This is a genomic window from Nocardia caishijiensis NBRC 108228 (assembly GCF_001612825.1).
GTDB lineage: Bacteria > Actinomycetota > Actinomycetes > Mycobacteriales > Mycobacteriaceae > Nocardia > Nocardia caishijiensis.
In genome coordinates this window covers 1-25,163 of the sequence record NZ_BDBE01000053.1, presented here as the reverse complement: position 1 = coordinate 25,163, position 25,163 = coordinate 1, and the positions used below count along the sequence as shown (strand labels likewise).

General features: G+C 68.2%; 24 protein-coding genes and 2 tRNA genes. 10 read left to right on the top strand and 16 right to left on the bottom strand.

Translation table 11 applies throughout. The features are described 5' to 3' along the window. Positions 1-221: 221 nt before the first annotated feature. From rpmB to NC7_RS27045, 3 genes are all read left to right on the top strand, one after another. Positions 222-413: a 50S ribosomal protein L28 gene (gene rpmB, locus NC7_RS27055; protein ID WP_011210730.1), complete on the top strand. Its 192-nt coding sequence runs from the start codon at positions 222-224 to the stop codon at positions 411-413. A gap of 81 nt (positions 414-494) precedes the next feature. Beyond that, positions 495-986 (top strand): GNAT family N-acetyltransferase, encoded by a 492-nt coding sequence (locus tag NC7_RS27050; RefSeq protein WP_067988425.1) that lies wholly within the window; start codon positions 495-497, stop codon positions 984-986. After that, positions 979-1,752, top strand: a complete 774-nt coding sequence (locus tag NC7_RS27045; protein WP_067988550.1) for an enoyl-CoA hydratase/isomerase family protein — start codon at positions 979-981, stop codon at positions 1,750-1,752. Before NC7_RS27050 ends, NC7_RS27045 begins: the two co-directional genes overlap by 8 nt. Before the next feature lies 1 nt (position 1,753). Here the strand turns inward: NC7_RS27045 and NC7_RS27040 are convergent, their stop codons facing one another. Genes NC7_RS27040 through NC7_RS27030 form a run of 3 tightly spaced genes read right to left on the bottom strand, consistent with a single transcriptional unit; the run spans position 1,754 to position 3,727 of the window. Beyond that, the gene (locus NC7_RS27040; RefSeq protein WP_067988548.1) at positions 1,754-2,005 is read right to left on the bottom strand and encodes a hypothetical protein; all 252 of its coding nucleotides are present in this window, start codon (positions 2,003-2,005) and stop codon (positions 1,754-1,756) included. A gap of 49 nt (positions 2,006-2,054) precedes the next feature. Then, positions 2,055-2,738, bottom strand: a complete 684-nt coding sequence (locus NC7_RS27035) for a uracil-DNA glycosylase (RefSeq protein WP_067493352.1) — start codon at positions 2,736-2,738, stop codon at positions 2,055-2,057. Between the two features lie 11 nt (positions 2,739-2,749). Beyond that, entirely contained in the window at positions 2,750-3,727 is a 978-nt protein-coding gene (locus tag NC7_RS27030) for a thiamine-phosphate kinase (RefSeq protein WP_236573761.1), read from the bottom strand. 147 nt (positions 3,728-3,874) lie between these two features. Between NC7_RS27030 and NC7_RS27025 the strand changes: the two genes are divergently transcribed. Beyond that, positions 3,875-4,519 (top strand): DUF3515 domain-containing protein, encoded by a 645-nt coding sequence (locus tag NC7_RS27025; protein WP_067988423.1) that lies wholly within the window; start codon positions 3,875-3,877, stop codon positions 4,517-4,519. A 133-nt stretch (positions 4,520-4,652) separates the two neighbouring features. Here NC7_RS27025 and NC7_RS27020 read toward each other — a convergent pair whose 3' ends face one another. From NC7_RS27020 to NC7_RS27010, 3 genes are read right to left on the bottom strand one after another with little or no spacing between them, the layout of a single operon-like run. Next, the gene (locus NC7_RS27020) at positions 4,653-5,747 is read right to left on the bottom strand and encodes a D-alanine--D-alanine ligase family protein (protein ID WP_067988541.1); all 1,095 of its coding nucleotides are present in this window, start codon (positions 5,745-5,747) and stop codon (positions 4,653-4,655) included. 44 nt (positions 5,748-5,791) lie between these two features. After that, positions 5,792-6,787 carry an NAD(P)H-dependent glycerol-3-phosphate dehydrogenase gene (locus NC7_RS27015; RefSeq protein ID WP_067988420.1) on the bottom strand — a complete coding sequence of 332 codons (996 nt, stop codon included), beginning with the start codon at positions 6,785-6,787 and terminating at the stop codon, positions 5,792-5,794. Positions 6,788-6,828: 41 nt separating this feature from the next. Next, the gene (locus NC7_RS27010) at positions 6,829-8,076 is read right to left on the bottom strand and encodes an IS110 family RNA-guided transposase (RefSeq protein ID WP_067988418.1); all 1,248 of its coding nucleotides are present in this window, start codon (positions 8,074-8,076) and stop codon (positions 6,829-6,831) included. Between the two features lie 555 nt (positions 8,077-8,631). Here NC7_RS27010 and cofC point away from each other — a divergent pair. The 3 genes from cofC to NC7_RS26995 are packed head-to-tail and all read left to right on the top strand — an operon-like array spanning position 8,632 to position 12,482. Next, positions 8,632-9,303, top strand: a complete 672-nt coding sequence (gene cofC / locus NC7_RS27005; RefSeq protein ID WP_067988415.1) for a 2-phospho-L-lactate guanylyltransferase — start codon at positions 8,632-8,634, stop codon at positions 9,301-9,303. 60 nt (positions 9,304-9,363) lie between these two features. Continuing rightward, positions 9,364-11,532 carry an RNA degradosome polyphosphate kinase gene (locus NC7_RS27000; RefSeq protein WP_067988413.1) on the top strand — a complete coding sequence of 723 codons (2,169 nt, stop codon included), beginning with the start codon at positions 9,364-9,366 and terminating at the stop codon, positions 11,530-11,532. Between the two features lie 29 nt (positions 11,533-11,561). Next, positions 11,562-12,482 carry an NUDIX hydrolase gene (locus tag NC7_RS26995; protein WP_067988539.1) on the top strand — a complete coding sequence of 307 codons (921 nt, stop codon included), beginning with the start codon at positions 11,562-11,564 and terminating at the stop codon, positions 12,480-12,482. A 118-nt stretch (positions 12,483-12,600) separates the two neighbouring features. Here NC7_RS26995 and NC7_RS26990 read toward each other — a convergent pair whose 3' ends face one another. The 3 genes from NC7_RS26990 to leuC all read right to left on the bottom strand — a co-directional run bounded on the left by NC7_RS26990 (position 12,601) and on the right by leuC (position 15,496). Beyond that, entirely contained in the window at positions 12,601-13,269 is a 669-nt protein-coding gene (locus NC7_RS26990) for an HU family DNA-binding protein (RefSeq protein ID WP_067988410.1), read from the bottom strand. Between the two features lie 156 nt (positions 13,270-13,425). After that, positions 13,426-14,034 (bottom strand): 3-isopropylmalate dehydratase small subunit, encoded by a 609-nt coding sequence (gene leuD / locus NC7_RS26985; RefSeq protein WP_067988408.1) that lies wholly within the window; start codon positions 14,032-14,034, stop codon positions 13,426-13,428. Between the two features lie 37 nt (positions 14,035-14,071). Continuing rightward, positions 14,072-15,496: a 3-isopropylmalate dehydratase large subunit gene (leuC, locus tag NC7_RS26980; protein ID WP_067988406.1), complete on the bottom strand. Its 1,425-nt coding sequence runs from the start codon at positions 15,494-15,496 to the stop codon at positions 14,072-14,074. Positions 15,497-15,559: 63 nt separating this feature from the next. On the opposite strand from leuC, the gene NC7_RS26975 reads away from it, so the two are divergent. Next, on the top strand, positions 15,560-16,261 hold the full coding sequence (locus NC7_RS26975) for an IclR family transcriptional regulator (RefSeq protein WP_067988404.1): 702 nt from the start codon (positions 15,560-15,562) through the stop codon (positions 16,259-16,261). 45 nt (positions 16,262-16,306) lie between these two features. Here the strand turns inward: NC7_RS26975 and NC7_RS26970 are convergent. From NC7_RS26970 to NC7_RS26955, 4 genes are all read right to left on the bottom strand, one after another. Continuing rightward, positions 16,307-16,379, bottom strand: a tRNA-Glu gene (locus tag NC7_RS26970). A 28-nt stretch (positions 16,380-16,407) separates the two neighbouring features. After that, positions 16,408-16,479: transfer RNA gene (locus tag NC7_RS26965), tRNA-Gln, on the bottom strand. 188 nt (positions 16,480-16,667) lie between these two features. Continuing rightward, entirely contained in the window at positions 16,668-18,143 is a 1,476-nt protein-coding gene (gene gltX / locus NC7_RS26960; RefSeq protein ID WP_067988401.1) for a glutamate--tRNA ligase, read from the bottom strand. Between the two features lie 28 nt (positions 18,144-18,171). Next, on the bottom strand, positions 18,172-18,945 hold the full coding sequence (locus NC7_RS26955) for a fumarylacetoacetate hydrolase family protein (protein ID WP_067988398.1): 774 nt from the start codon (positions 18,943-18,945) through the stop codon (positions 18,172-18,174). A gap of 345 nt (positions 18,946-19,290) precedes the next feature. Between NC7_RS26955 and NC7_RS26950 the strand changes: the two genes are divergently transcribed. Next, entirely contained in the window at positions 19,291-20,424 is a 1,134-nt protein-coding gene (locus NC7_RS26950) for an MFS transporter (protein ID WP_084458828.1), read from the top strand. A 48-nt stretch (positions 20,425-20,472) separates the two neighbouring features. Here NC7_RS26950 and NC7_RS26945 read toward each other — a convergent pair whose 3' ends face one another. Next, on the bottom strand, positions 20,473-20,832 hold the full coding sequence (locus NC7_RS26945) for an ArsR/SmtB family transcription factor (RefSeq protein ID WP_067493327.1): 360 nt from the start codon (positions 20,830-20,832) through the stop codon (positions 20,473-20,475). Between the two features lie 99 nt (positions 20,833-20,931). Between NC7_RS26945 and NC7_RS26940 the strand changes: the two genes are divergently transcribed. After that, positions 20,932-22,902 (top strand): heavy metal translocating P-type ATPase, encoded by a 1,971-nt coding sequence (locus NC7_RS26940; RefSeq protein WP_067988536.1) that lies wholly within the window; start codon positions 20,932-20,934, stop codon positions 22,900-22,902. Positions 22,903-23,047: 145 nt separating this feature from the next. Here the strand turns inward: NC7_RS26940 and NC7_RS26935 are convergent, their stop codons facing one another. Continuing rightward, complete coding sequence (locus tag NC7_RS26935; RefSeq protein ID WP_084458821.1) at positions 23,048-23,656, bottom strand: Uma2 family endonuclease; 609 nt, start codon at positions 23,654-23,656, stop codon at positions 23,048-23,050. Positions 23,657-23,837: 181 nt separating this feature from the next. After that, positions 23,838-24,845, bottom strand: a complete 1,008-nt coding sequence (locus NC7_RS26930) for a 3-isopropylmalate dehydrogenase (protein ID WP_067988393.1) — start codon at positions 24,843-24,845, stop codon at positions 23,838-23,840. Positions 24,846-25,163: the final 318 nt, after the last annotated feature.

Sequence of the window (25,163 nt, the reverse complement as noted above, 5' to 3'; positions counted from 1 at the left end):
CACTACCCTGACCTCGGGCGCACTCGGCGTACGTGCCGTCGCGGAGGACACCCGGTTTGGAAGTTCCCGGCCGGGCCCGCTACGCTTGCAGGGTTGCCTCGTGCGGCCTCGACAGGTCTGCGCTGGCCGATGCAAGTCGGCAAGGCATTTGACGACATCAGTTTCCGGTTCAGCGGGCACCCGTGCGCGCTGACCGCATATGACATGAAGGAGCTCGCGACATGGCTGCCGTTTGCGACGTCTGCGCCAAGGGCCCCGGTTTCGGGAAGTCGGTCTCGCACTCGCACCGGCGCACCAACCGTCGCTGGAACCCGAACATCCAGACCGTGCGTGCGCAGGTTGCCCCTGGCAACACCCGCCGGATGAACGTGTGCACCTCCTGCCTGAAGGCGGGCAAGGTCGTCCGCGGCTGATTTCCGGCCCGTACATTCTGCCGACAGTGCCCCGGCACCCCTCGTGGGTGGTCCGGGGTTTTGTCGTCGAACGGGTGATTCGTGGTTGAGTGGCGGATCGTCCCGGCCACGGCCGACCGGGTCACCGCGCTCGCGGCCTGCCATATCGCCAGCTGGCGTGAGGCTTACGGCTCGCTGGTCCCCGCCCCGCTGCTCGCCGCCTTCGATCTCGACAGTTCGGCCAGCACCTGGGAACGGCGCCGCCGCGACGATCGGTACCGGCTGGTCGTCGCGCATCACGACGACGAGTTGATCGGATTCGCCGCCGCGTCGCGCCAGCCCGTCGGCAGCGAACTGGAAGCACTGTATGTGCGCAGCGCCTGGCACGGCACCGGGGTGGCCGACGAACTGCTCGCCACCGCCGTCCCCGAACCATCGTGCGCCCTGTGGGTGCTGGCGGACTATCCGCGCGCCCACGCCTTCTACCGCAGGCACGGCTTCACCGACACCGGTCGGCGCCGTATCGACCCGTTCACGCTGCTGCCCGAACAACGCTGGCGGCGTGGCCCTCGCTACTGTGACGGGCATGAGTAGCGAACCGGTCGTCATCGACGGCGTACTGCACCTGACCATCGCGACCGCGGCCGCGGGCACGTCCCTCGATTTCGACCTGATCGACGCGGGCACCGCCGCCCTCGGGTCGCTCGATGCCGAAATCGGCGCGGTACTGGTCACCGGCGCGGGAGCCAACTTCTGTGCGGGCGGCAACGTTCGCCACTTCGCCGACGCCGAGGACCGAGGCGCCTTCCTGCACGACCTCGCCACTCGACTGCACGACTTCGTGCGTGCCCTCGCCGATGCCCCCGTGCCCGTCGTCGCGGCCGTGCACGGCTGGGCTGCCGGTGCGGGCATGAGCCTGGTGTGCGCGGCCGACATCGCCATCGGCGGTCCGTCGACCAAACTGCGACCCGCCTACCCCGGCATCGGCCTCACCCCCGACGGCGGGATGTCGTGGACGCTGCCCCGCATCGTCGGCGTGAGCCGGGCCCGCGAGATCCTGTTGACCGACGCCGTGATCGGCGCCGAGCAGGCCCAACAGCTCGGCCTGCTCAGTCGGCTCGTCGCCGACGACGAGGTCCGCACCGAGGCCCTGCGCGTGGCCACCGGCTTCACCACCGGCCCCCGCGCCGCGTACACGGCCATGAAAAAGCTGCTGGCCCAGTCGCCGTCGGCGACATTGGACCAGCAGCTCGACGCGGAACGCGACAGCATCGCCGCCGCCGCGAACACCAGCACCGGACGAGAAGGCGTCGACGCCTTCGTCGCCAAGCGAAAGCCGGACTATCGCAAAGTCGACTGACTCAGCAGGCGGCGCCCAACGCGCTGAAGGTGTTCTGCAGAATGCAGGTGATCTTGGCGTTGACGCCCGCGGAGATGGTCGAGGTGCCGGTGGAGGTCCATTCCTCGCCGACCGGGCTGGTCGCCACCGGGGTCGCCTGCTCGTTGTAGGGCTCGAGCTGCAGGCCCGCGGCCGAGGCCGAGCCCGCACCCGCGGTGACGGCGGCGGCGACGGCGGCGGTCGCCAGTGCGGCGCGAACGGTTGTGATGTGCATCCGATTGTGCTCCTTCATCATCTTCTTCTCGTGCGGGCGGCACCCCGGGTCAGGGCAACCGCCAGTCGACAGGATCGGCGCCGAGTTCGTCGAGCAGTTCGTTGACCCGGGAGAAGGGCCGCGACCCGAAGAACCCGCGCGAGGCGGACAGCGGTGAGGGATGTGCCGATTCGATGTAGGGGACCTCGGCGGCGACCAGGGTCGGCTTCAGCGAGCCCGCGTCCCGGCCCCACAGCACGGCGACGAGCGGTTCGTCGCGGTCGACGAGCGCGCGAATCGCCTGCTCGGTCACCGCTTCCCAGCCCTTGCCGCGATGCGAGGCAGGGGTGCCCGGGGTGACGGTGAGCACCCGGTTCAGCAGCAGCACACCCTGATCCGACCACGGGCTCAGGTCGCCGCACTTGGGCGTATCGAAGCCGAGATCCTTGGTGTACTCGGCGAAGATGTTGGACAGGCTGCGCGGGATCGGCGAAACATCCGGCGCGACAGAGAAACTCAGCCCCATCGCATGCCCGGGAGTCGGGTACGGATCCTGGCCGACGATCAGCACGCGCACCGCGTCGAACGGCCGCCGGAACGCGCGCAGCACGTTCTCCCCGGCGGGTAGATATCCGCGTCCGGCGGCGTTCTCCGCGCGCAGGAACTCACCCATCTCGCTGATGCGGTCGGCGACCGGTTCCAGGGCCCGGGCCCAGCCCGGGTCGATGATCTCCGACAGTGGTTTGGCACCCATGACCGCACAACCTATCGTTTGCCGGGCTCGGCCGCGGCGCCTGCCCCACGGAACGATTCCCAGCCGGTGACACCGGTGGGCCGTGCACCGTCGACGGTGACGCCGCTGCCTGCGACAACGACCCCGATGGGCCGCCAGCCCGGCGGCAGCGCCGTCGCGGACGACCAGGTGCCGACGAAGGCATGGTCCTCACCCCCGGCCAGAATCCATTGCCCGGCATCGGCTTCGAGCCGGGCGGCGACAGCGTCGAGGTCGGGGTCGGTGAGGGCGGCGGCATGGACGTCGATCGCGACATCAGAAGCGGCGGCGAGGTGGCCGAGGTCGGCGAGCAGACCGTCGGAGACATCGGTGAGGGCGTTGGGGATGTGGACACCGAACACGTCGACCACCTCGGCGTAGGGCGGCTGCGGAACCCGATGCGCCGCAAGCGCACGCGCGAACCCCGGATCGGAAAGCTCTGCCCCGCTGGACAATACGGCCAGCCCGGCCGCCGACCAGCCGAGCTCGCCCGCCACCGCGACGATGTCGCCCTCGACCGCACCGGAGCGGGTGATCGCGCTCTGGCCCCCGAGATCACCGAAGGCCGTCACCGAGATCACCAGCTGATCGCTGTGCACCAGGTCCCCGCCCGCGACGGAACCGCCCGCGCGCGCCGCCTCGATCCACAAACCGTCGGCGATGCCCTCGACGACCCGGACCGGGGTGTCGGCCGGACAACCGAGCGCCACGACGAAACCGGTGGGACGCGCCCCCATCGCCACCACGTCGGCGGCGTTCTGCGCGATGGCCTTGCGACCGATATCGGTCGGCGACGACCAGTCGAGCCGGAAATGCCTGCCCTCGACGAGCATGTCGGTACTCACCACGAACCGTCCGTCGGGCGCGGCGAGCAGCGCGGCGTCGTCGCCGGGACCGAGCAGCACCTGCGCGCCCTGCTCACGACCGGCGTTGATCCGGTCGATCACGGCGAATTCACCCAGCTCACGCACCGTCCGCGCCCGGCTGTCCTCGCTGATGACCGACTCCTTCCCGCTGTGCTCCCGACCGACGAAATCGCCACGACGGTACCCTTTCGGAGGCGATCGGGCACCACCGACGGTGCGCGGCGCAGGCGACGAGGAAAGGACCACGCGGCTATGGCGGAATCGTCGGACCCGACAGCGGACGATCGCGACGAGGCGACCGCGCCCGAGGACACCGCTGAACCGTCAGCCCTCCGCGAAACCTCTCCAGGAACGGAATCGGCCGCCGACAGCCAGTACTCCCCCGCACTGATCGCGACCGCTGTCGCCCTGCCCATCGTGCTGATCGTCGGCGTGCTCGTGGCCGCCTTCCTGATCCTGCGCGCCCCCATCGAACGCGAACCGCTCGCCCTGGGGTCCGTCCCGGCACCCGCCGCCGAAGGCCCCGCCTGCGCGGCGCTGATGCCCGCCCTGCCCGCCGACCTGGGTGACTACACCAAGTCCACCCTCCGCGAACCGGCGCCGCTGGCCACCCGCGCCTGGCAACTGCCCGAGGGCGGCGAACCGATCGTGCTGCGCTGCGGACTCGACCGACCGCTCGAATTCAACCGCGCCTCACCACTGCAGGAGGTCGACGGGGTCACGTGGTTCCAGATCCGCGACGACGCCGCCGCGGTCGGGACCTGGTTCGCCGTCGACCGCGAGACCTACATCGCCCTGACGATCCCCGACGGGTCGGGCACCGCCGCCGTCCAAACGGTCTCCGACACCATCGCCGCCACCCTCCCACCCCAGCCGATCAAACCCGGCGAGCTGTAGTTTTGGCGGCTGGCGCCGCGGGATTTTCGGCCCTGCTGGCCTCGAATCCGAGGGGCGATACTTCGGCTTCGCCGTTACGTCTCGCCCCTCGGATTCGAGGCGGCCGAAAATCCGTGGTTGTTCCGCCGACGGGTCAGCGCAGGCCGGTGCCTCGGGCTACGGCGGTTTCGATGAGGGTGGACACCAGGGTGGGGTAGTCGATACCGGTCGCTTCCCACATGCGGGGGTATTGGGAGATGGGGGTGAATCCGGGCATGGTGTTGATCTCGTTGATGACGGGGCCGTCGGCGGTGAGGAAGAAGTCGACTCGGGCCAGGCCCTGGCAGTCCAGGGCGCGGAAGGCACGCACCGACAGGGCGCGGATCTCGTCGGCGACGTCGTCGTCGAGTTTGGCGGGCACGTCGAATTCGCACACGTCGTCGAGGTATTTGGTGGCGAAGTCGTAGAACTCGGGGGCGGCCGCGTCGGCGTCGGGCATGCGGATCTCGGAGACCACGCTGCCGCGCACCTCACCGTCGGCGAACTCGAGGACACCGCACTCGACTTCGCGCCCGACGATGCCCGCCTCGACGATCACCTTGGGATCGTGGGCGCGGGCGGTGGCGACGGCGTCGTCGAGGGCCGACCAGTCGGTGATCTTGGTGATGCCGATCGACGAACCGCCGCGCGCGGGTTTCACGAAGGCGGGCAGGCCGATCCGGTCACGTTCCTCGGGGGTCAAGGTCTTGATGCCGGGGCGCAGCACCACCTGCACACCGACCGGAAGCGATTCGGCGGCCAGGAGTTTCTTGGTGAACTCCTTGTCCATCCCGGCGGCGCTGGCCAGCACTCCGGCGCCCACATACGGCACTCCGGCCAGTTCGAGCATGCCCTGTAACGTGCCGTCCTCGCCGAACGGGCCGTGCAGGATGGGGAAGACCACGTCGACGCTGCCGAGCGCGGCGGTCGGATCGTCCAGGGCGACGAGCGCACCGGCCCGGCCGGGGTCGGCGGCCAGGGTGAGCGCGGTACCCGCGGCATCGACGGCGGGCAGTTCACCGTGGCTGAGCGTGAGTTCGCCGATGCCCTCGGCAAGCACCCAGCTGCCGGTGCTGGTGATGCCGATGGGTACCACCTCGTAGCGGCGCGGATCGAGGTTACGCAGGACGCTGCTCGCCGACACACACGAGACGGCGTGCTCGCTGCTGCGCCCGCCGAACACCACAGCTACCCTGATCCGTTCCGTCATGAACGTCACCGTAGTAGGTTCGGCGCGCCACGGCGGCATCGGCCTTACTCGGGTTTGATCCGCCTGCCGAGCAGGCTGCCGACGGCCTCGTTCACCGAAAGGCCCTCGTGGCACACCCTGTGCACCGCGTCGGTCAACGGCATCTCCACCTGGTGCTCGGCCGCCAGCGCCCGCACGGATGTGCACGACTTCACACCTTCGGCGACCTGGCCATTGGTCGCCTCCTGCGCGGCCTGCATCGACCCGCCCTGTCCGAGTACATAGCCGAAGGACCGGTTGCGCGACAGCGGCGAGGTGCAGGTGGCGACGAGGTCACCCACGCCCGCGAGCCCGGCCAGCGTCACCGGTTGCGCGCCGAGCGCCACCCCGAGCCGCATCACCTCGGCCAGGCCACGGGTGATGAGGCTGGCCACGGAGTTGTCACCGAGTCCCATGCCCGAGGCGATGCCGCAGGCCAGGGCGATGACGTTCTTGCAGGCACCACCGATCTCGCAGCCGACCACGTCGGTATTGGTGTAGGGCCGGAAATAGCCGGTGGCGCAAGCGTGTTGGGCCTGCTGTGCGCGTTCGGTGTCGGTGCAGGCGATCACGGTGGCGGCGGGCTGACGTTCGACGATCTCGTGGGCGAGATTGGGCCCCGACAGCACCGCGACGCGGCTCTGATCGGCGCCGGTCACCTCGGCGATCACCTGACTCATCCGCAGCAGTGTGCCGGTCTCGATGCCCTTGGCCAGGCTCATCAGCGTGGCGTCGGCGCCGATGTCGTCTTTCCAGTGGCCGAGATTGGCCCGCAGGGATTGCGAGGGCACCGCGAGCACCACCAGATCGGCACCGCCGAGCGCGAGCCGATGGTCGTGGGTCGCTCGCACCGGCGGCAGCTGCACCCCCGGCAGGTAGAACGGATTCTGATGCTCGGTGTCGAGCGCGCGGGCCACTTCCTCGCGCCTGGCCCAGATCGTCACCTCGGTGCCCGCCTCGGCCAACACCTTCGCGAATGCCGTACCCCACGACCCAGCACCCATAACCGCAGCCCTCGTCATCAGCCCAATATGCCATGCAAGACCTCCGATGCTTCTAAGTGTCAAGCTGCGAGGGGTTCCGGTGTGGGTGTGGCGGGTTGTCCGAAGGCTTTGACGGGGTCGAATTCCTGGCGGTGCTGGAGGCAGTAGTAGAGCTGGCCGAGCATTTTGTTCACCAGGTGCCGCAGTGCGGCGGAGTGGCGGTCGCCGTGGGCGCGGCGGTGTAGGTAGTGCTCTCGGGTGGGACCGGGGTGAGCGGCGGCGGAGAATCCCCAAACCCAGCCGGCGGCGGCGAGGCGGTCGTTCTTGATCCGGCGGAAGGTGATCGAGATGCTGCGTCCGGATGCGCGGGTGACGGGTGCGGTTCCGGCGTAGGCCTTCAACGCCCGCGCGTTGGCGAACCGGGTGCGGTCGTCGCCGATCTCGGCGAGAACGCGGGCGCCGGTGAGGTCTGCCAGGCCGGGGAAGCTGGTGACGATCGCGTGATCGGGGTGTTTGCGGAATTCCTCGGTGGCGGCCTGTTCCAGGTCCTCGGCGCCGAGGCAGGCCGCGTCGAGGGCGGCGAGCAGAGCGAGGGCTTGGCGGCCCATGGCCTTCTCGACGAGCTCGGGTTGGCGCAGGCCGGGGCGGCGCAGCTTGTCCACGATGTCGTCGGCCAGGGCTTCTATGCCGCGTTTGCGACCAGCCCGCCGGAGGGCGGCCGCGATGCGGGTCCGGGTCAGTCTTGCCGCGGCTGCGGGGGTCGGGGCGATGGCCAGGATCGCGCGGACCTCGGGTTTGGCGAGGTTGGTGGCGGATTTGTCGGCGAAGGCGGCCAGGAACCCCGGGTGGAACTCGCGCAGCAGTGAGCGCAGCTCGTTGCTGGCTTTGGTGCGCCGCCAAACGGCGTCCTGTTGGGCGCGGGCGAGCACGGCGATGGCTTGGGCGAGTTCGGTGTCGGCGGGGATCGGTCGGTGCATGTGGGCATCGACGCGCAAGATGTTGGCCAGGGTCATCGCGTCGGCGTGGTCGGACTTCGACCGTGCCATGGTGTGGCGTTCGCGGTAGCGGGCGACGGCCATCGGGTTGATCGCATAGACCTTGCGCCCGGTGGCGCGGATCGCGGCGACCATGAGCCCGCGCGGAGTTTCGATCGCGACGGGGATCGGGTCGGTGGCGGTGTCGCCGGCCGCGGTGAGTAGCTCGGTCAGGGCGGTGAATCCGGCCGGATCGTCGCCGATCCGTTTCTTCGCGATCAGGGTGCCGTCCTGGTCGACGACGGCGACGTCGTGATGCCCCTCGGCCCAATCGATCCCGCAGTAGCGACTCATGTGCCCTCCAGGTGTTTGGTTGTTTTGTGCAGGTCACAAGACCCAGGCAGGAACGCGCGACGCCCTACTTACGAGCCTCTGTGGGCTGGCCTCCGATGAGTTGTTCGCGCTCCCAGCGCACCCACACGACACCGGTCTTCGGCAGAGCTCGAGGCTCACGTAATGCGAGGTGTTCGTCTCGTGTGGGCGGGCTCGGACCACGATCAATGAAACGCCCGAAAGTGGCTGAGCAACAGCGGAACCGGTTGCTCAGCCACCACATTGCTGCCGGGCGCTCACGGTCTTCGATAAGGCCTTACGGGCCGGATGGGAACAGGGAGTCACCTGGCGGCAAAACTGGACTGGTTCGGACAAGGCGGGATACACGATTCCTACGGTGAGGGGTCGTGCTCCCAGGGACACCCGATGCTTTATCCACCCTGGCCGAACACGCAACGATCAGCACCCGGCACGGCTAGCGCACGGCCTTGCATGAGACCTCGATGGTCTGGATCGAAACAGGCGTCCAGCGGTGCGGAATCCGATCGTTACCCGCTAAGTAGTAGGATCGAGACCATGCACACCGTGCACGCCGTGATGGCGGTCAAGCACCGGGATCTGGCCAAGAGCCGGTTGTCGGCCGCGCTCAGCGCCGACCAACGCGCCCGGCTGGTGCTGGCCATGTTCGCCGACACCGTCGAGGCGGCCGCCGCCGTGTCCGCGATCGGCTCGCTGACCGTCGTCACCCCGGATCCCCTCGTCGCCACGCGCGCCCGCGAACTCGGCGCGCACGCCCTGGCCGAACCGCCCGCCCACGCGGACCCGCTCAACACCGCCCTGACCGCCGCGGCGAACGATGTCCGCCGCCGCTACGGCGCGGTCCGGCTGCTCGCCCTACAGGCGGACCTGCCCGCCCTTCGCCCCGCCGAACTCGCCGACTTCCTGACCGTGGCGCCTGCTTCGCGCGCGCTGGTGACCGATCACACGGGTACCGGCACCTCCGCATTGCTGGCGGGCGCCGCACCGGACCCGCTGGCGCCGCGCTTCGGACCCGATTCGGCCCGCGCCCACCGCGAACACGGCGCCGTCGCGGTCCTCGGTCACTGGCCGGGACTGCGCTGCGACGTCGACACTCCCGACGACCTGGACACCGTCCAGGCCCTCGGCGTCGGCACCGCCACCGCGAGCGCCCTGTGGGAGTTCGGGATCACCACGCGCGGCGGTGAGCCGGTCCGCACAGTGTGCTAGCCGGTCGCCACCCCAGGAGTTCACCTGATGTCATGCTGCGAACCACTCGGTTCGTAGGGGATGATCGATGACGTGAGCGACACGGAAACCATCAAGTCCCTGCCCCCGATTTCCCCGCCACCTGCGGCCGCCATCGCCTCGGGCCCCGACGGCAGTTCGCAGCGATTGCCACGCGATCGCTACCTCAACCGGGAACTCAGCTGGCTCGACTTCAATGCCCGGGTGCTCGCGCTCGCCGAGGACGCTTCCCTGCCGTTGCTGGAGCGCGCGAAGTTCCTCGCGATCTTCGCCTCCAACCTCGACGAGTTCTACATGGTCCGGGTCGCCGGGCTCAAACGCCGTGCCGAGACAGGGCTCTCGGTGCGTTCGGCCGACGGCCGCTCACCGTCGGAACAGCTCGAGATGATCTCCGCCCGCGCGCAGGAACTCGCCGAGCGGCACGCGAAGGTGTTCATCGATTCGGTGAATCCGGCGCTGGCCGAGGCGGGCATCGACATCATCGGCTGGTCGGGCCTCGACGACGCCGAACGGCAACGCCTTTCGAGCTACTTCACCGATCAGGTCTTCCCGGTCCTCACACCGCTGGCCGTCGACCCGGCCCACCCCTTCCCCTACATCTCCGGCCTGAGCCTCAATCTCGCCGTGACGGTGAAGGACGCGGGCACCGGTGGCGAACACTTCGCCCGTGTGAAGGTGCCCGACAACGTCGACCGGTTCGTGCGCGTGCGCCGCACCGGCGCCCCCTCGGCGATCGCGGCGTTCCTGCCGATGGAAGAGCTCATCGCCGCTCACCTCGATCTGCTGTTTCCCGGCCTGACCGTGGTGGAGACCCATTCGTTCCGGATCACCCGCAACGCCGACTTCGAGGTCGACGAGGACCGCGACGAGGACCTGCTCCAAGCGATGGAACGCGAACTCGCACGGCGCCGTTTCGGCAAGCCGGTGCGACTCGAGGTCTCCGACGACATGACCGAGCACATGCTGGAGTTGCTACTACGTGAGTTGGAGGTCGACCCCGCCGATGTGATCCAGGTGCCCGGCCTGCTCGACCTGTCGTGCCTGTGGCAGGTCTACGGCGTGGACCGGCCCGAACTCAAGGACGCGCCCTACGTCCCGGCCACCCCCGCCGCGTTCGGTGAGCGTGAGACCCCACGCAATGTCTTCAGCGCGCTGCGCGAGGGCGACGTGCTGGTGCACCACCCCTACGACTCGTTCTCCACCAGCGTGCAGCGTTTCATCGAGCAGGCCGCCGCCGACCCGCAGGTGCTGGCCATCAAGCAGACCCTGTACCGCACCTCCGGTGACTCCCCCATCATCAACGCCCTGATCGAGGCCGCCGAGGCGGGCAAACAGGTGGTGGCCCTGGTGGAGATCAAGGCCCGCTTCGACGAGCAGGCCAACATCAAATGGGCACGCGCGCTGGAACAGGCGGGCGTGCACGTGGTCTACGGCCTGGTCGGCCTCAAGACCCACTGCAAGACGTGCCTGGTGGTGCGGCGCGAGGGGTCGACCATCCGCCGTTACTGCCACATCGGCACCGGCAACTACAACCCCAAGACCGCACGCCTGTACGAAGACGTCGGCTTGTTCACGGCGGCACCGGAGATCGGCGCCGACCTGACCGATCTGTTCAACTCGCTCACCGGGTACTCCCGCAAGGAGGACTACCGCAATCTGATGGTCGCCCCGCTCGGTGTCCGGGCTGGCATCATCGAGCGGATCGACCGCGAGATCGAACTCGCGCGTGAGGGTTTCGACGCCCGCATTCGGCTCAAGGCCAACGCCATCGTGGACGAGCAGATCATCGACGCCCTCTACCGCGCCTCCCAGGCGGGAGTCCCGGTACAGATCGTCGTGCGCGGCATCTGCGGCCTGCGCGCGGGCGTACCGGGCCTGAGCGAGAACATCGAGGTGCGCTCGATTCTCGGTCGCTTCCTCGAACACTCGCGGGTACTGCAGTTCCAGGCCCAGGAGCAGACCTGGATCGGCAGCGCCGACATGATGCACCGCAATCTGGACCGCCGGGTGGAGGTCATGGTGCAGGTGAAGGATCCGCGCCTGACCGAACAGCTCGGCACGGTCTTCGACTCCGCGCTCGACCCGCGCACCCGCTGCTGGGTACTGCTGCCCGACGGCTCCTGGCAGGCGAGCCCGATCGACGCCGACGCCGACCAGGTGCGCGATCACCAGGAATTCCTCATGCGGTTGCGTCGCCCCGAACAGCCGTGAGCAAGCACGCACAGGAGAAGCCCGAACCGATGCGCGATCCGCGGGTCCGGCCCAATATTCATGCCGCGGGCGCGGTTCTGTGGCGGGCAGGCGCCGCCGGGCCGGAGATCGCGGTGATCCACCGGCCCAAGTACGGCGACTGGTCCCTGCCGAAGGGCAAGCTCGATCCCGGCGAGAGCCAGGTGGTCGCGGCCGTGCGCGAGGTCGGCGAGGAGACCGGCCTGCCGTGCACACTCGGGCGTTATCTCGGCCGGGTCACCTATCCCATCCCGGGGCACCGGCAGCTCAAGCGGGTGGACTACTGGGCCGCCGAGGCGGCCGAAGGCGAGTTCACGGTGAACTCCGAAGTCGACCAGCTGCGCTGGATTCCGCTCGACGACGTGATGGACGAGCTGTCGTACCCGATGGACCGCCAGATCGTGCGCGTCTTCGCCCGTCATCCTCCGAAGACCAGCACCGTGCTGCTCGTCCGGCACGCCAAGGCGGGCAAGCGCGCCGAGTTCGCCGGACCCGACGATCAGCGACCGCTCGAGCCCGCCGGACGACGGCAGGCGCAGGCGCTCGTGCCGAATCTGCTGGCGTTCGGCGCATCCCGGATCCATTCGGCCGATCCACTGCGCTGTATCCAAACCGTTACCCCGTTGGCGGACCAGCTGAACGCCGAAATCAATTGCGAGCCAATGTTTTCCGAGCAAGGTTACGATTCAGCGAAAGATGCGGCGCGGCAACGATTTCTGTCGTTGGTAACAGAACGGGGTGTGCCCGTGGTCTGCAGTCAGGGCGGGGTGATTCCCGATCTGACACAGTGGTTGGCGCAACGGGACGGCCTCGCCTTGCCGCCCGCGCGTAATCGCAAGGGCAGCGTCTGGGCATTGTCGTTCATCGGGGACCGATTAGTCGCGGCGAACCATATGGATCGTGCGTTGTCTACGGGAATCGTCACCGCCTGAACAAAAGTTACTCCACACAGCCGAAACGGCCCCGGAAATTCCGGGGCCGTTCTCGGTCCAGTGGTGGGTGATGCGGCTTTACGTGCACATTCCCCGACCTGATCCCGCTGCGGCAGGATCAACGAGCACGACGGGCGGCAGTCTTCTTGGCAGCAGTCTTCTTGGCAGGAGCCTTCTTGGCAGCGGTGGTCTTCTTGGCCGCCGTGGTCTTGGCGGCGGTGGTCTTGGCAGCGGTCTTGGCGGCGGTGGCCTTGGTCGCAGTCTTCTTGGCCGGGGCCTTCTTTGCCGCCGTGGTCTTCTTGGCGGCGGTGGCCTTGGCCGCCGTCGTCTTCTTGGCGGCAGGAGCCTTGGTCGCGGCCTTGCGGGCCGTGGTCTTGGCCGGGCCCTTCGACGGCGTCGCCTTCTTGGCGGCGGTCTTCTTGGCCGCGGTCTTCTTGGCCGCCGCCTTCTTCGCCGCCACGGGCGCGTTCACACCACGCTTCACGGCGGGCCCGGAGGCGGCCAGCTTCTGCTTACCCGCGATCACCGCTTTGAACTGAGCGCCCGGCCGGAAGGCGGGCACCGAAGTCGCCTTCACCTTCACGGTTTCACCGGTACGCGGGTTACGGGCGACCCGGGGAGCACGCTTGCGCTGTTCGAACACACCGAATCCGGTGATGGTGACGCTTTGACCTTTGTGCACGGCGCGAACGATGGTGTCGACCACGTTCTCGACAGCCGCAGTAGCCGTGCGCCTGTCCGTACCCAACTTTTCGGTCAGAACGTCGATCAGTTCCGCCTTGTTCATTGAATCCTCCGCAGACTAATGGCCCGTCGTCGGACCGACTAGGTACCACGGTAAACCCAGTTTGAGCAAGAGTCTATGTGCCACGCCAAAATTCATGTGGTTTAGCACACGTCCAGCTACCGCTCCCCGGGAAGCGCCCCTAAGCGCCCCAGCCGATTACGCCTGCGAAATAGGCTCCGGCAGCGTCACGGGTTTCCATGACGGCCTTCTCTTTTCGAAGTCGGTGATCGCGTCGCCTTGCCGCAGCGTGAGGCCGATGTCGTCCAAACCCTCCAGCAGACGCCAGCGGGTGTAGTCGTCAATATCGAACGGCAACACGATGGTTCCCGCCGTGACGGTGCGCGCCGACAGATCGACAACCAATTCGAGGCCGGGTTGTTCCTCGATCAGCTTCCAGAGCATTTCGACATCGTTCTGTGACATCTGCGCGGCCAGCAGACCGCCCTTGCCCGCATTCCCCCGGAAGATGTCGGCGAAACGCGACGAGATCACCACTCGAAAGCCGTAGTCCGACAGCGCCCACACCGCGTGCTCACGCGAGGAACCGGTGCCGAAATCCGGCCCGGCCACCAGAACGCTGCCGCTGCGGTACGGCTCGATGTTGAGAATGAACTCCGGATCGGCGCGCCAACCAGCGAACAGACCGTCCTCGAAACCGGTACGGGTCACACGCTTCAGGTAAACGGCGGGGATGATCTGATCGGTGTCGACATTGGACCGGCGCAGCGGTACCCCGATGCCTTTGTGAACAGTGAAGGCTTCCATAACGATTCTCCTTCGATCGTGGTGGTTCGGGGGCCGCTCAGGCCAGGTCGGCGGGCGAGGACAGGGTGCCGCGCACCGCCGTGGCGGCGGCGACCAGCGGCGAGACCAGGTGGGTACGCCCGCCCTTGCCCTGCCTGCCTTCGAAATTGCGGTTGGACGTGGAGGCGCAGCGCTGACCGGGCTCCAACTGATCCGGATTCATACCGAGGCACATCGAGCAGCCCGCCTGGCGCCATTCCGCACCGGCCGCGGTGAAAATCTCGCCGAGTCCTTCTTTTTCCGCCTGGGCGCGCACCCGCATCGAGCCGGGTACCACCAGCATTCGCACACCGTCGGCGACGTGGCGGCCCTTCAAAACATCGGCGACGGCGCGCAGATCCTCGATCCGGCCATTGGTGCAGGAACCGACGAAAACGGTGTCGACGCTCACCTCGCGCAGCGGCATTCCCGGCGTCAGGTCCATGTAGCGCAAGGCCTTCTCGGCGGCTTCACGCTCGGTCTCGTCGGCGATCCGGGCCGGGTCGGGCACGTTCGCGCCGAGCGGCAGGCCCTGACCGGGGTTGGTGCCCCAGGTGACGAACGGGGTCAGCTGGTTCGCGTCGATGTGCACCTCGGCGTCGAAAACCGCGTCCTCGTCGGTCTTCAGCGCGTCCCAGGCGGCCACGGCGGCGTCCCAGTCGGCACCCTGCGGCGCGTGCGGGCGGCCCTTCAGGAATTCGTAGGTCACCTCGTCGGGGGCGATCATGCCCGCGCGGGCACCCGCCTCGATCGACATGTTGCAGATCGTCATCCGCGCTTCCATCGACAGCTTGCGAATGGCCTCGCCGCGATATTCGAGCACATAGCCCTGTCCGCCGCCGGTGCCGATTTCGGCGATCACGGCCAAGATCAGGTCCTTGCTGGTTACGCCCGGCGCCAATTCGCCGTCGACGGTGATGGCCATGGTCTTGAACGGGCGCAGCGACAGCGTCTGGGTGGCCAGCACGTGTTCGACCTCGCTGGTGCCGATTCCCATGGCCAGCGCGCCGAACGCGCCGTGGGTGGAGGTGTGGCTGTCGCCGCACACCACGGTCATGCCGGGCTGGGTCAGGCCGAGCTGCGGGCCGACCACGTGCACGATGCCCTGTTCGGTGTCGCCCATCGGGTGCAGGCGCACGCCGAATTCGGCGCAGTTGCGGCGCAGCGTCTCCACCTGGATGCGCGAGATCGGGTCAGCGATCGGCTTGTCGATGTCGACGGTCGGGACGTTGTGGTCCTCGGTGGCGATGGTGAGATCGGGCCTGCGCACCGGGCGACCGGCCGCGCGCAGCCCGTCGAAGGCCTGTGGGCTGGTGACCTCGTGCACGAGGTGCAGATCGATGTAGATCAGGTCGGGTTCGCGGGAAGTACCGTCACCGCCGCCGGGGACGACGACGTGCTGTTCCCACACCTTCTCGGCCAGTGTGCGGGCGCGCTCGGCCATTGCTTGATCACCTTTCGACGGGCATACTTGGAATCTCAAGATATGAGACGTTAGTATCGTTCTATGAGACAGCATAGCGGTATCGGTGTTCTCGACAAAGCCGTGGCGGTGCTCTACGCCGTCGCCGACGAGCCATGCGGCCTCAACGACCTGTGCACCCGAACCGGCCTGCCCCGCGCCACCGCGCACCGGTTGGCGGTCGGCCTGGAGACGCATCGATTGCTCGCGCGCGACGCCAATGGGCTGTGGCGGCCGGGGCCCGCGCTCGGTGAGTTGTCGGCGGGAGCCGCCGATCCGCTCGTGGAGGCCGCCGGAGCCATTCTGCCCCGGCTGCGCGAGATCACCGGCGAGAGTGTCCAGCTGTACTGCCGCGACGGCAACGCGCGCGTGTGCGTGGCCGCGCTGGAGCCGCCCGTCGGCCTGCGCGACACGGTGCCCGTCGGTTCCCGACTACCGCTCACCGCGGGCTCGGCGGCCAAGGTGCTGCTGGCGTGGGCCGACCCGGAGCTGCAGCGCACCGTCCTGGCCGACGCCGTCTTCGGTGAGCGGGCGCTGGCCGAGGTCCGCAGGCGGGGGTGGGCCCAGAGCGCGGCAGAGCGGGCGCAGGGCGTGGCGAGTGTGTCGGCGCCGGTGCGTGATGCTTCGGGGGTGCTCGTGGCGGCGGTGTCGGTGTCGGGCCCGATCGACCGGATGGGTCGTCGGCCGGGCGCGCGCTGGGCGGCCGACCTCGTGGCGGCGGCGGAGGCCCTGCACAAGCGACTGTGAATGCGAGAAGGCCCCCGGTCGGATTCGACCGGGGGCCTTTCTCGGTAGCCCCGACGGGATTCGAACCCGCGCTACCGCCTTGAGAGGGCGGCGTCCTAGGCCGCTAGACGACGGGGCCAGGACGATCTCACCGAAGTGAAACCTAGCTGGGGTACCAGGACTCGAACCTAGAATGGCTGAACCAGAATCAGCTGTGTTGCCAATTACACCATACCCCAAGGATGGAAACGCCCGGCCCTGCGCTCACCGAGTGGTTGTCGGTGTTGCGAGGCCGTGTTCCGTGGCGAGAAGAAGATTACCAAACAGCAGGGGGTAAACTACAAATCGCCTGTTCAACGGCCAGTTTTGGGCTGTTTCCCGCGGTCCGGCCGGTGCGACGCGAAGCCGCACCGGCCGGACCGAACGACTACTGCGCGGCGGGCTGCCACCCGCGCGCGGCCCGCAGTCGGTCGAGCGAGACCTCACGGCCGAGCAGTTCCATCGATTCGTAGAGCGGCGGACTGATGTGCGAGCCCGTCACGGCGACGCGCACGGGTGCGAAGGCCTTGCGCGGCTTGAGCCCCAGATCGTCGATCAGCGCCTTCTTCAGGGCCTCTTCCAGGGCCGATGTGGTCCATTCGGCCAGCGGTTCCACCGCGGCGATGGCGGCGTCGAGCACCTGGTCGGCCTCGGCACCGAGGTTCTTCGTCCCCGCGGCCTGGTCGATCGCGAACTCTTCCGGCGCCACGAAAAGGAATTTCAGCAGGTCCCAGGCATCGCCGAGCACCACGATGCGGGTCTGCACGAGTTCGGCGGCGACCAGGAAGGTCTTCTCGTCGATTTCGGCTCCGATATGACCCTGCGCGGTCAGGAACTCCCGCAAACGGTGACCGAAATCACCGGACTCGAGCAGACGTATCTGTTCGGCATTGATCGCGTCGGCCTTCTTCTGGTCGAAACGGGCCGGATTGGAATTCACGGTGGAAATATCGAAAGCCGCGACCATTTCCGCCATGGAGAACACGTCGCGGTCTTCGGCGATACTCCAGCCGAGCAGTGCGAGATAATTCAGCAAACCCTCGGGAACGAATCCCCGATCGCGGTGCAGGAACAGATTCGATTCCGGGTCGCGCTTGGACAGCTTCTTGTTGCCCTGACCCATCACGAACGGCAGGTGACCGAACTCCGGGGTGAAGTCGGCGACACCGATACGCTGCAGCGCGGCGTACAGGGCGAGCTGGCGCGGAGTCGACGAGAGCAGGTCCTCACCGCGCAGCACATGGGTGATCTTCATCAGCGCGTCGTCGACCGGATTCACCAGCGTATACAGCGGGTCGCCATTTCCACGGGTGAGCGCGAAATCGGGGACCGTGCCCGCTTTGAAGGTCGTTTCCCCACGAACAAGATCATTCCAGCCGAGGTCCTCGTCGGGCATGCGCAAACGCACCACGGCGGGCCTGCCCTCGGCTTTGTAGGCGGCGATCTGCTCGGGCGTGAGATCACGATCGAAATTGTCGTAGCCGAGTTTCGGGTCACGACCGGCCGCGCGATGACGGGCCTCGACCTCCTCGGGCGTGGAGAACGCCTCGTAGGCCTCCCCCGCCGCGAGCAGCTTGCGCACCACCTCGAGGTGCTGATCGCGGCGCAGCGACTGCCGGTACGGTTCGTACGGCCCGCCGACCTCGGGGCCCTCGTCCCAGGTGAGCCCGAGCCAACGCAGCGCGTCGAGCAGTGCGCGGTAGGAATCCTCGGAATCGCGTGCGGCATCGGTGTCTTCGATGCGGAACACGAAGCTGCCGCCGTGATGGCGGGCGAATGCCCAGTTGAACAGTGCCGTGCGGATCAGGCCTACGTGCGGCGTGCCGGTCGGCGACGGGCAGAAACGGACCCGTACTTGTGTCATGACTCTCTTCTCCGCGCTTGCTGGGGGATCAGCGCTTGGTGGCAACAGGATTGGTGAGGGTGCCGATGCCCTCGACGGTGACCGACACGTTCTGCCCGGCGGCCAGCGGGCCGACGCCTTCCGGTGTGCCGGTGAGGATCACGTCGCCGGGCAGCAGCGTCATCACCGAGCTGATCCACTCGATGATCTTCGGGATGTCGTGCAGGAACAGCGACGTGCGGCTGCGCTGGACGACCTCACCGTCCAACTCGGTGGTGATCTCCAGATCGCTTGGGTCGATGGCGGTTTCGATCCACGGGCCGAGCGGGCAGAAGGTGTCGTACCCCTTGGCGCGCGTCCACTGCCCGTCGTGGCGCTGCTGGTCACGGGCGGTGACGTCGTTGGCGACGGTGTAGCCGAGGATCACCTCGGCGGCCTTGGCGGCGGGCACGTCCTTGCACGGGCGCCCGATCACCACGGCCAGCTCGCCCTCGTAGTCGACCTGAGAAGAGCTGGGCGGCAGGATGATCGGCGCGTTCGGGCCGACGATCGAGGTGTTCGGCTTGATGAAGATCACCGGGTCCTTCGGTGCCTCACCGCCCATTTCGGCCGCGTGGGCGGCGTAGTTCTTGCCGATGCAGATCACCTTGCTGGCCAGGATCGGCGCCAGCAGGCGGATGTCGGCCAGCGGCCAGCTCCGCCCGGTGAACGTCGGCGTGCCGAACGGGTGTTCGGCGATCTCCTTGGCGACGGCACCGCTTCCGTCGCCGTCGATGCTGACGAACGCGACTCCATCGGGACTGGCAACTCGACCTAAGCGCATGCCGGGAGTCTATCGAGACGCGCCCACCTGCCCGAACGCGCCCGTGACCGCCCTGCCACACCGGGGCGGGCGTGCGGGCGAACTCACCTTCGTGTGTTTTCGAACCCACTGCCCCCGTTCGTGATTCGCATTACGCACGCGCCCGACCGGATGTGATCTGTCAGACACCGATGCCGAAGGCCGGAATGCGGGGTCATCGGTGTAGCGTGATCCTCGATGTTCATAACATGAGACATCGATCTCAAATAATGAGATGCAATCGTGCAATTCAGCGAGGTGAGGATCGTGACGAAGGTGCGGCAGGCCGCCGAGGCACCCCAGATCGGCAACGGCAGGCGCTGGCTGATGCTCGCCCTCGGCGTACTCGCGCAGACGTCGAGTTCCACCTTCGTGCACGGCACCCCCTTCCTGCTGCCCGCGCTCACCGCCCGGGGGGATTCGCTGGCGGCCGCGGGCGCGCTGGTCGCCCTGCCGACCGTCGGCCTGGTGTGCACGCTGATCGCCTGGGGTTATGTGGTCGACCGCATCGGTGAGCGGATCGTGTTGGTCACGGGCACGACGCTGATGTTCGCCGCCGGTGTCGGTGCGGCCCTGGTCGAGGATCCGATCACCTTCGGCGTGCTGCTGTTCCTCGGCGGTGTCGGCGCGGCCAGCTCCAACGGGGCGAGCGGGCGGGTGATCGTCGGCTGGTTCCCGCCGGACCGGCGCGGGTTGGCCATGGGTATCCGCCAGACCGCCCAACCCCTCGGCGTCGGCCTGGCCGCGCTGGCCATTCCGTGGGTCGCGGACCGGTACGGCATCGCCGCCGCCCTGCTGGTGCCCGCGCTGCTGGCCGGGGCGGGGGCGATCGGCTGCCTGACCGGCATCGTCGATCCGCCGCGTCCGCCCGCGAAGGCCGCCGACCGTGCCAACCCGTACCGCGGCGACTCCACGCTGTGGCGCATCCACGCCGTGTCCATCCTGCTGGTCTTCCCGCAGGCGACGCTGTGGACATTCGGCTTGATGTGGTTGCACCGCGACCTGGGCTGGTCGCTGGCGGCGGCGGGCGCGCTGATGACGGTCACCCAATTCCTCGGCGCCGCTGGACGAATCGGTGCGGGTGCGTGGTCGGATCGGGTCGGCAACCGGCTCGGCCCGCTGCGTCAGGTCGCGATCGCCGCGGTGTCGGCGATGGCCGCGCTGGCGGTGACCGCCTGGACCGGGTGGTGGTGGATCGCGGTGCCGCTGATGGTCGCGGCGTCGGTGATCTCGGTGTCGGACAACGGGTTGGCGTTCACCGCGGTCGCCGAGATCGCCGGACCGTTCTGGAGTGGGCGCGGTCTCGGCATTCAGAACACGGGGCAGAACCTCGTCATCGCGGTCATCCCACCGGCGTTCGGCGCGTTGATCACGGTCAGCGGGTATCCGGCCGCCTATGCGGTCGCGGCGGTCGCGGCATTGGCCGCGGTGCCGTTGGTGCCGAGGGGAACCGGAAGGTAGCCAACGACTATCGGCCCGAGGTTGTGTACGCCTCGGGCCGGTGGCGCGTCAGGCGGTGCCGGAGCGATCCGACAGGCCCAAACGCAGGTGCTCGCTGTGGTAGACGGCTTCGTCGAGGAGCTGGGCGACATGGTTGTCGTGCAGGCTGTAGACGATGCTGCGACCGGCGCGCGTGCCGATGACCAGGCCGAGGTTGCGCAGCAGGCGCAGCTGATGCGACACGGCCGACTGCTCCATACCGACGGCCTCGGCCAGTTCGGTGACCGGGCGCGGTCCCTGTCGTAGTTCCGACAGGATCAGCAGCCTGCTCGGGGTGGCGAGGGCCTGCAGGGTGGTGGCCACGTGCGCGGCGGTATCGGCGTCCAGCCGGGTGGTCGGCCGGTCGCGGCCCTCCACACCGTGTCCCATGGGCAGGAGTCTAACCGAACCGTTGAGATGAAAACCTATTCATATGTTCTGTTATTCTCGGGTTGTTCCGATCCCCCGTCTCATGGAGGTTCCGTGGCCATGCCCACCGCCGTCGCGGCACGTCCCGGCGCCGCCACCGCCCCGCGCTCGCGACGGACACGACTGTTCGAGATCGCCGAAATCCGGTGGGCGGCAGCCTCACTCGCACTGTTCCTGACCGGTCTGACCGCGCAGTTAACCGGTGCGCCGTCGTGGTCGTGGTGGGCGCTGTATCTTGCCTGCGCCGTCACCGGCGGCTGGGAGCCCGCCCTCGGCGGGTTACAGGCGTTGCGGGAGAAGACGCTCGACGTCGACCTCCTGATGGTCGTCGCGGCGATCGGCGCCATATCGATCGGCCAGGTGACCGACGGCGCGCTGCTCATCGTCATCTTCGCGACTTCCGGTGCGATGGAGGCGCTGGCCACCGCGCGGACCGAGGACTCCGTGCGCGGGTTGCTCGACCTGACCCCCGACACCGCCGTCGTTCTGCGCGACGGCGACGAACAGACCGTCGACGCCTCGGATCTCGTGATCGGCGACGTGGTGCTGGTTCGGCCCGGTGACCGCATCGCGGCCGACGGCACCGTGGTGGCCGGGTCGAGCGAGGTCGACCAGGCCACCATCACCGGTGAACCGCTCCCCGTCGACCGCACCGTCGGCGACGAGGTCTTCGCGGGCACCCTCAACGGCACCGGCACGCTGCGGGTCCGGGTGGATAGGCGAGCAGGTGACTGGGTGGTGGCCAGGATCGCCGGTCTGGTCGAGGAGGCCGTGCGCACCAAGGCGGGCACCCAGCTGTTCATCGAGAAGATCGAACAGCGCTATTCGATCGGCATGGTCGCCGCGACGATCGCCGTGTTCGTCGTCCCCCTGCTGTGGGGCGAACCGGTCCGCGAATCCCTGCTGCGCGCCATGACGTTCATGATCGTCGCCTCGCCGTGTGCCGTCGTCCTGGCGACGATGCCGCCGCTGCTGGCCGCCATCGCCACCGCGGGCCGCCACGGTGTGCTGGTGAAGTCGGCGGCCGTGATGGAACAGCTCGGGACCACCACTCGCGTCGCCTTCGACAAGACCGGCACGCTCACCCGTGGCACGCCCGAACTCGCCGAGATCCACGTGCCGACCGGGATCGCGCTCACCGAGGACGCGGTCCTGCGGCTGGCCGCGGCGGCCGAGCACGGCAGCGAACATCCGTTGGCCGAGGCCATCGTGCGCGCGGCTCGTCAGCGTGGCCTTGGTCTCCCCGAGGCTGTGGACTTCATGTCCGAACCGGGGCGTGGTGTGTGCGCCACCGTCGACGGACATTCGATCCGAATCGGCTCGCCCACTGTGCTCCTCGCGTCCGGCCAGGACGACACGGCCGACGGTCGAGCTGTCGCCGCGGCGGTCACGAGTCAGCAGTCGCGCGGCCATACCGCCGTGGTCGTCGTGTGCGACGGCTCCCCCGTCGCGGTCCTCGGCATCGCCGATCGCGACCGCCCGGAATCGGCTGCCACGGTTGCCGCGCTCACCGCATCGACCGGCGCCCCACCGGTGCTGCTCACCGGTGACAGCCGCCCCACCGCGAGCCACCTCGCCGCCCGCGTCGGGATCACCGACCTGCGCACAGATCTGCTGCCCGAGGACAAGGTCACCGCCATCCGGACCATGCAGTCCGGCGGCGAACGCGTCACGATGGTCGGCGACGGCATCAACGACGCCCCTGCCCTGGCGACCGCCCACGTCGGAATCGCCATGGGCTCCACCGCGTCCGACCTCACGCTGCAGACCGCCGACGCCGTGGTGGTCCGCGACGACCTCACCACCGTTCCCACCGTCATCGCCCTGTCCCGCCGAGCCCGCCGCCTCGTCGTCGCCAACCTCGCCATCGCCGCCACCTTCATCGCGGTCCTGGTCACCTGGGACCTCGTCGGCCACCTCCCCCTCCCCCTCGGCGTCGCGGGCCACGAAGGATCAACGGTGATCGTCGCCCTCAACGGCCTACGCCTACTGAGCTCCTCCGCCTGGCGCCGGGCCGAATCCGGCAGGTGACCTCACCACACGTTCATGCTCGGGTAAACCATGAACAGTGCTGTGCGCCAAGTCGTACCGCGATTGCATGATCGCGGACAAGCACCCCTGGCCGGGGCGTGATCGCCGGATGACGCGGGTGTCCATCAGCGGCCGTCGGACCAGTTCAGAATTCGATCAGCCGCTCGGGATCGAACATGATTCGGACCCCGCCGTCCCGCAACAGTTCTGCCTCGAACACTGTTCCGGACGCCACAGGTGGTTCGCTGAAATACGTCCCGGCATCGGGGTCGAATCGCAGGCGCAGAATCCGGATGCTGGGTCGATGCTCCACGATCCAGTACTCCGGGATGCCGAGGGCCGCATACTCACGCACCTTTCGAACCCGATCGGTGCGCTCGCTGCTACTACCCGGCGACACCACCTCGACAGCGAGCAGGACGTCGAGTCCCGGAAGCACCTTCGGTATCTCGTCCACGATCACCGCCCGCGCGACATCACGGGGGACGACAAGAACATCCGGCTTGCGCACTCCGGAGGGCGTGCTGATCTCCCACTCCCCGCCGTCGAACACCATGTGAGAGTCGTCCGGCAGCGCGTCGCGCAATATCCTCGCCAACCGGTGAGCGATCCAGTTGTGCCGAGCCCCCGCAGCCACCTCGACCAACCACCCGTCCTCGAGTTCGAACCCTTTGCCGTCCTCCGGCAGGTCGTGGAGATCGAGAACAGTGTAGGGGCCGTACCCACTGTCATCGGCAGCGCGATCCACGGTCATCTCGCCTCCAGATCTGTGGCCGTTCACCCGACATCCGCGGACACCGCCTCATTCGACATGCGCAGGTGAGCCAAGTCTAGTCATTTTGCTCGGCGCACACACCATCGTCTCGGCCGGTGCAATGTCGAGAAAGGGCCCGCACCAGCGATTGCCGGTGCGGGCCCTTTCGGGTGGGGCGTCCTCAGAGAGTAGCGGCGATGCGGTCGCCGATCTCCACGGTGGAGGCCGTGCCGGTGCGCGAGGCCAGGTCCTTGGCGACGGCGGATTCGATGCGGGCGGCGGCTTCGGTGTTGCCCAGGTGGGTGAGCAGCAGGGAGACCGAGAGAATGGCGGCGGTCGGGTCGGCCTTGGACTGGCCCGCGATGTCGGGGGCGCTGCCGTGGACCGGCTCGAACATCGACGGGTTGGTGCCCGAGGCGTCGATGTTGCCGGAGGCGGCCAGGCCGATGCCACCGCTCACCGCGGCGGCGAGGTCGGTGATGATGTCGCCGAACAGGTTGTCGGTGACGATCACGTCGAAGCGACCCGGATCGTTGACCATGTGGATGGTCGCCGCGTCGATGTGCTGGTAGGCGGTCCGCACCTCGGGGAATTCGGTGGCGACCTCGTCGACGGTGCGCTGCCACAGCGAACCGGCGAAGGTGAGCACATTGTTCTTGTGCACCAGCGTGAGGTGCTTGCGGCGGGCCTGCGCGGCCGCGAAGGCGTAGCGAACCACGCGCTCGATACCGAAGCGAGTGTTGTTGGAAACCTCGGTCGCCACCTCGTGCGGGGTGCCGACGCGGATCGCGCCACCGGTCCCGGTGTAGGGACCCTCGGTACCCTCACGCACGACCACGAAGTCGATGTCCGGGTTGCCGCTGAGCGGGCTGGTGACGCCAGGGAACAGCTTCGACGGCCGCAGGTTCACGTGATGGTCCAACGCGAAGCGGGTCTTCAGCAGCAGCCCACGCTCGAGCACACCGCTCGGCACCGACGGATCGCCGATGGCACCGAGCAGGATCGCGTCGTGCTGCTTCAGCTCGGGCAACACCGACTCCGGCAGGATCTCCCCGGTCCGGTGGTAACGGGCGGCACCGAGGTCGTACTCGGTCTTCTCCACACCCGGCGACACCACGTCGAGCACCTTGAGCGCCTCGGCGATGACCTCGGGACCGATGCCGTCACCGGCGATAACTGCAAGTTTCACGAACCACTCCGTTCAAAGAAGAGCGTGCCGCCACCGCCACGCTACAAACCGCCCGCTCGGCCCACCCGAGACGCACAACCAGTCATACGCCACCACTCGAGTCGGCCACCTGCCGCACTCCCGGCCGTAACGCCGGTCGAGTCCGCCGCCTACCGCACTGCAGGCCACGCGGCACCCAGTCGAGCCCGCCATGACCGCACTCCCAACCCCATGGCACGACTCGAGTTCGGCACCTACCGCACTCCGAGCCACGCGGCACCACCGGAGCCGGCCACCTACCGCACTCCCAGCCATACCACACCACTGGAGTCGGCCACC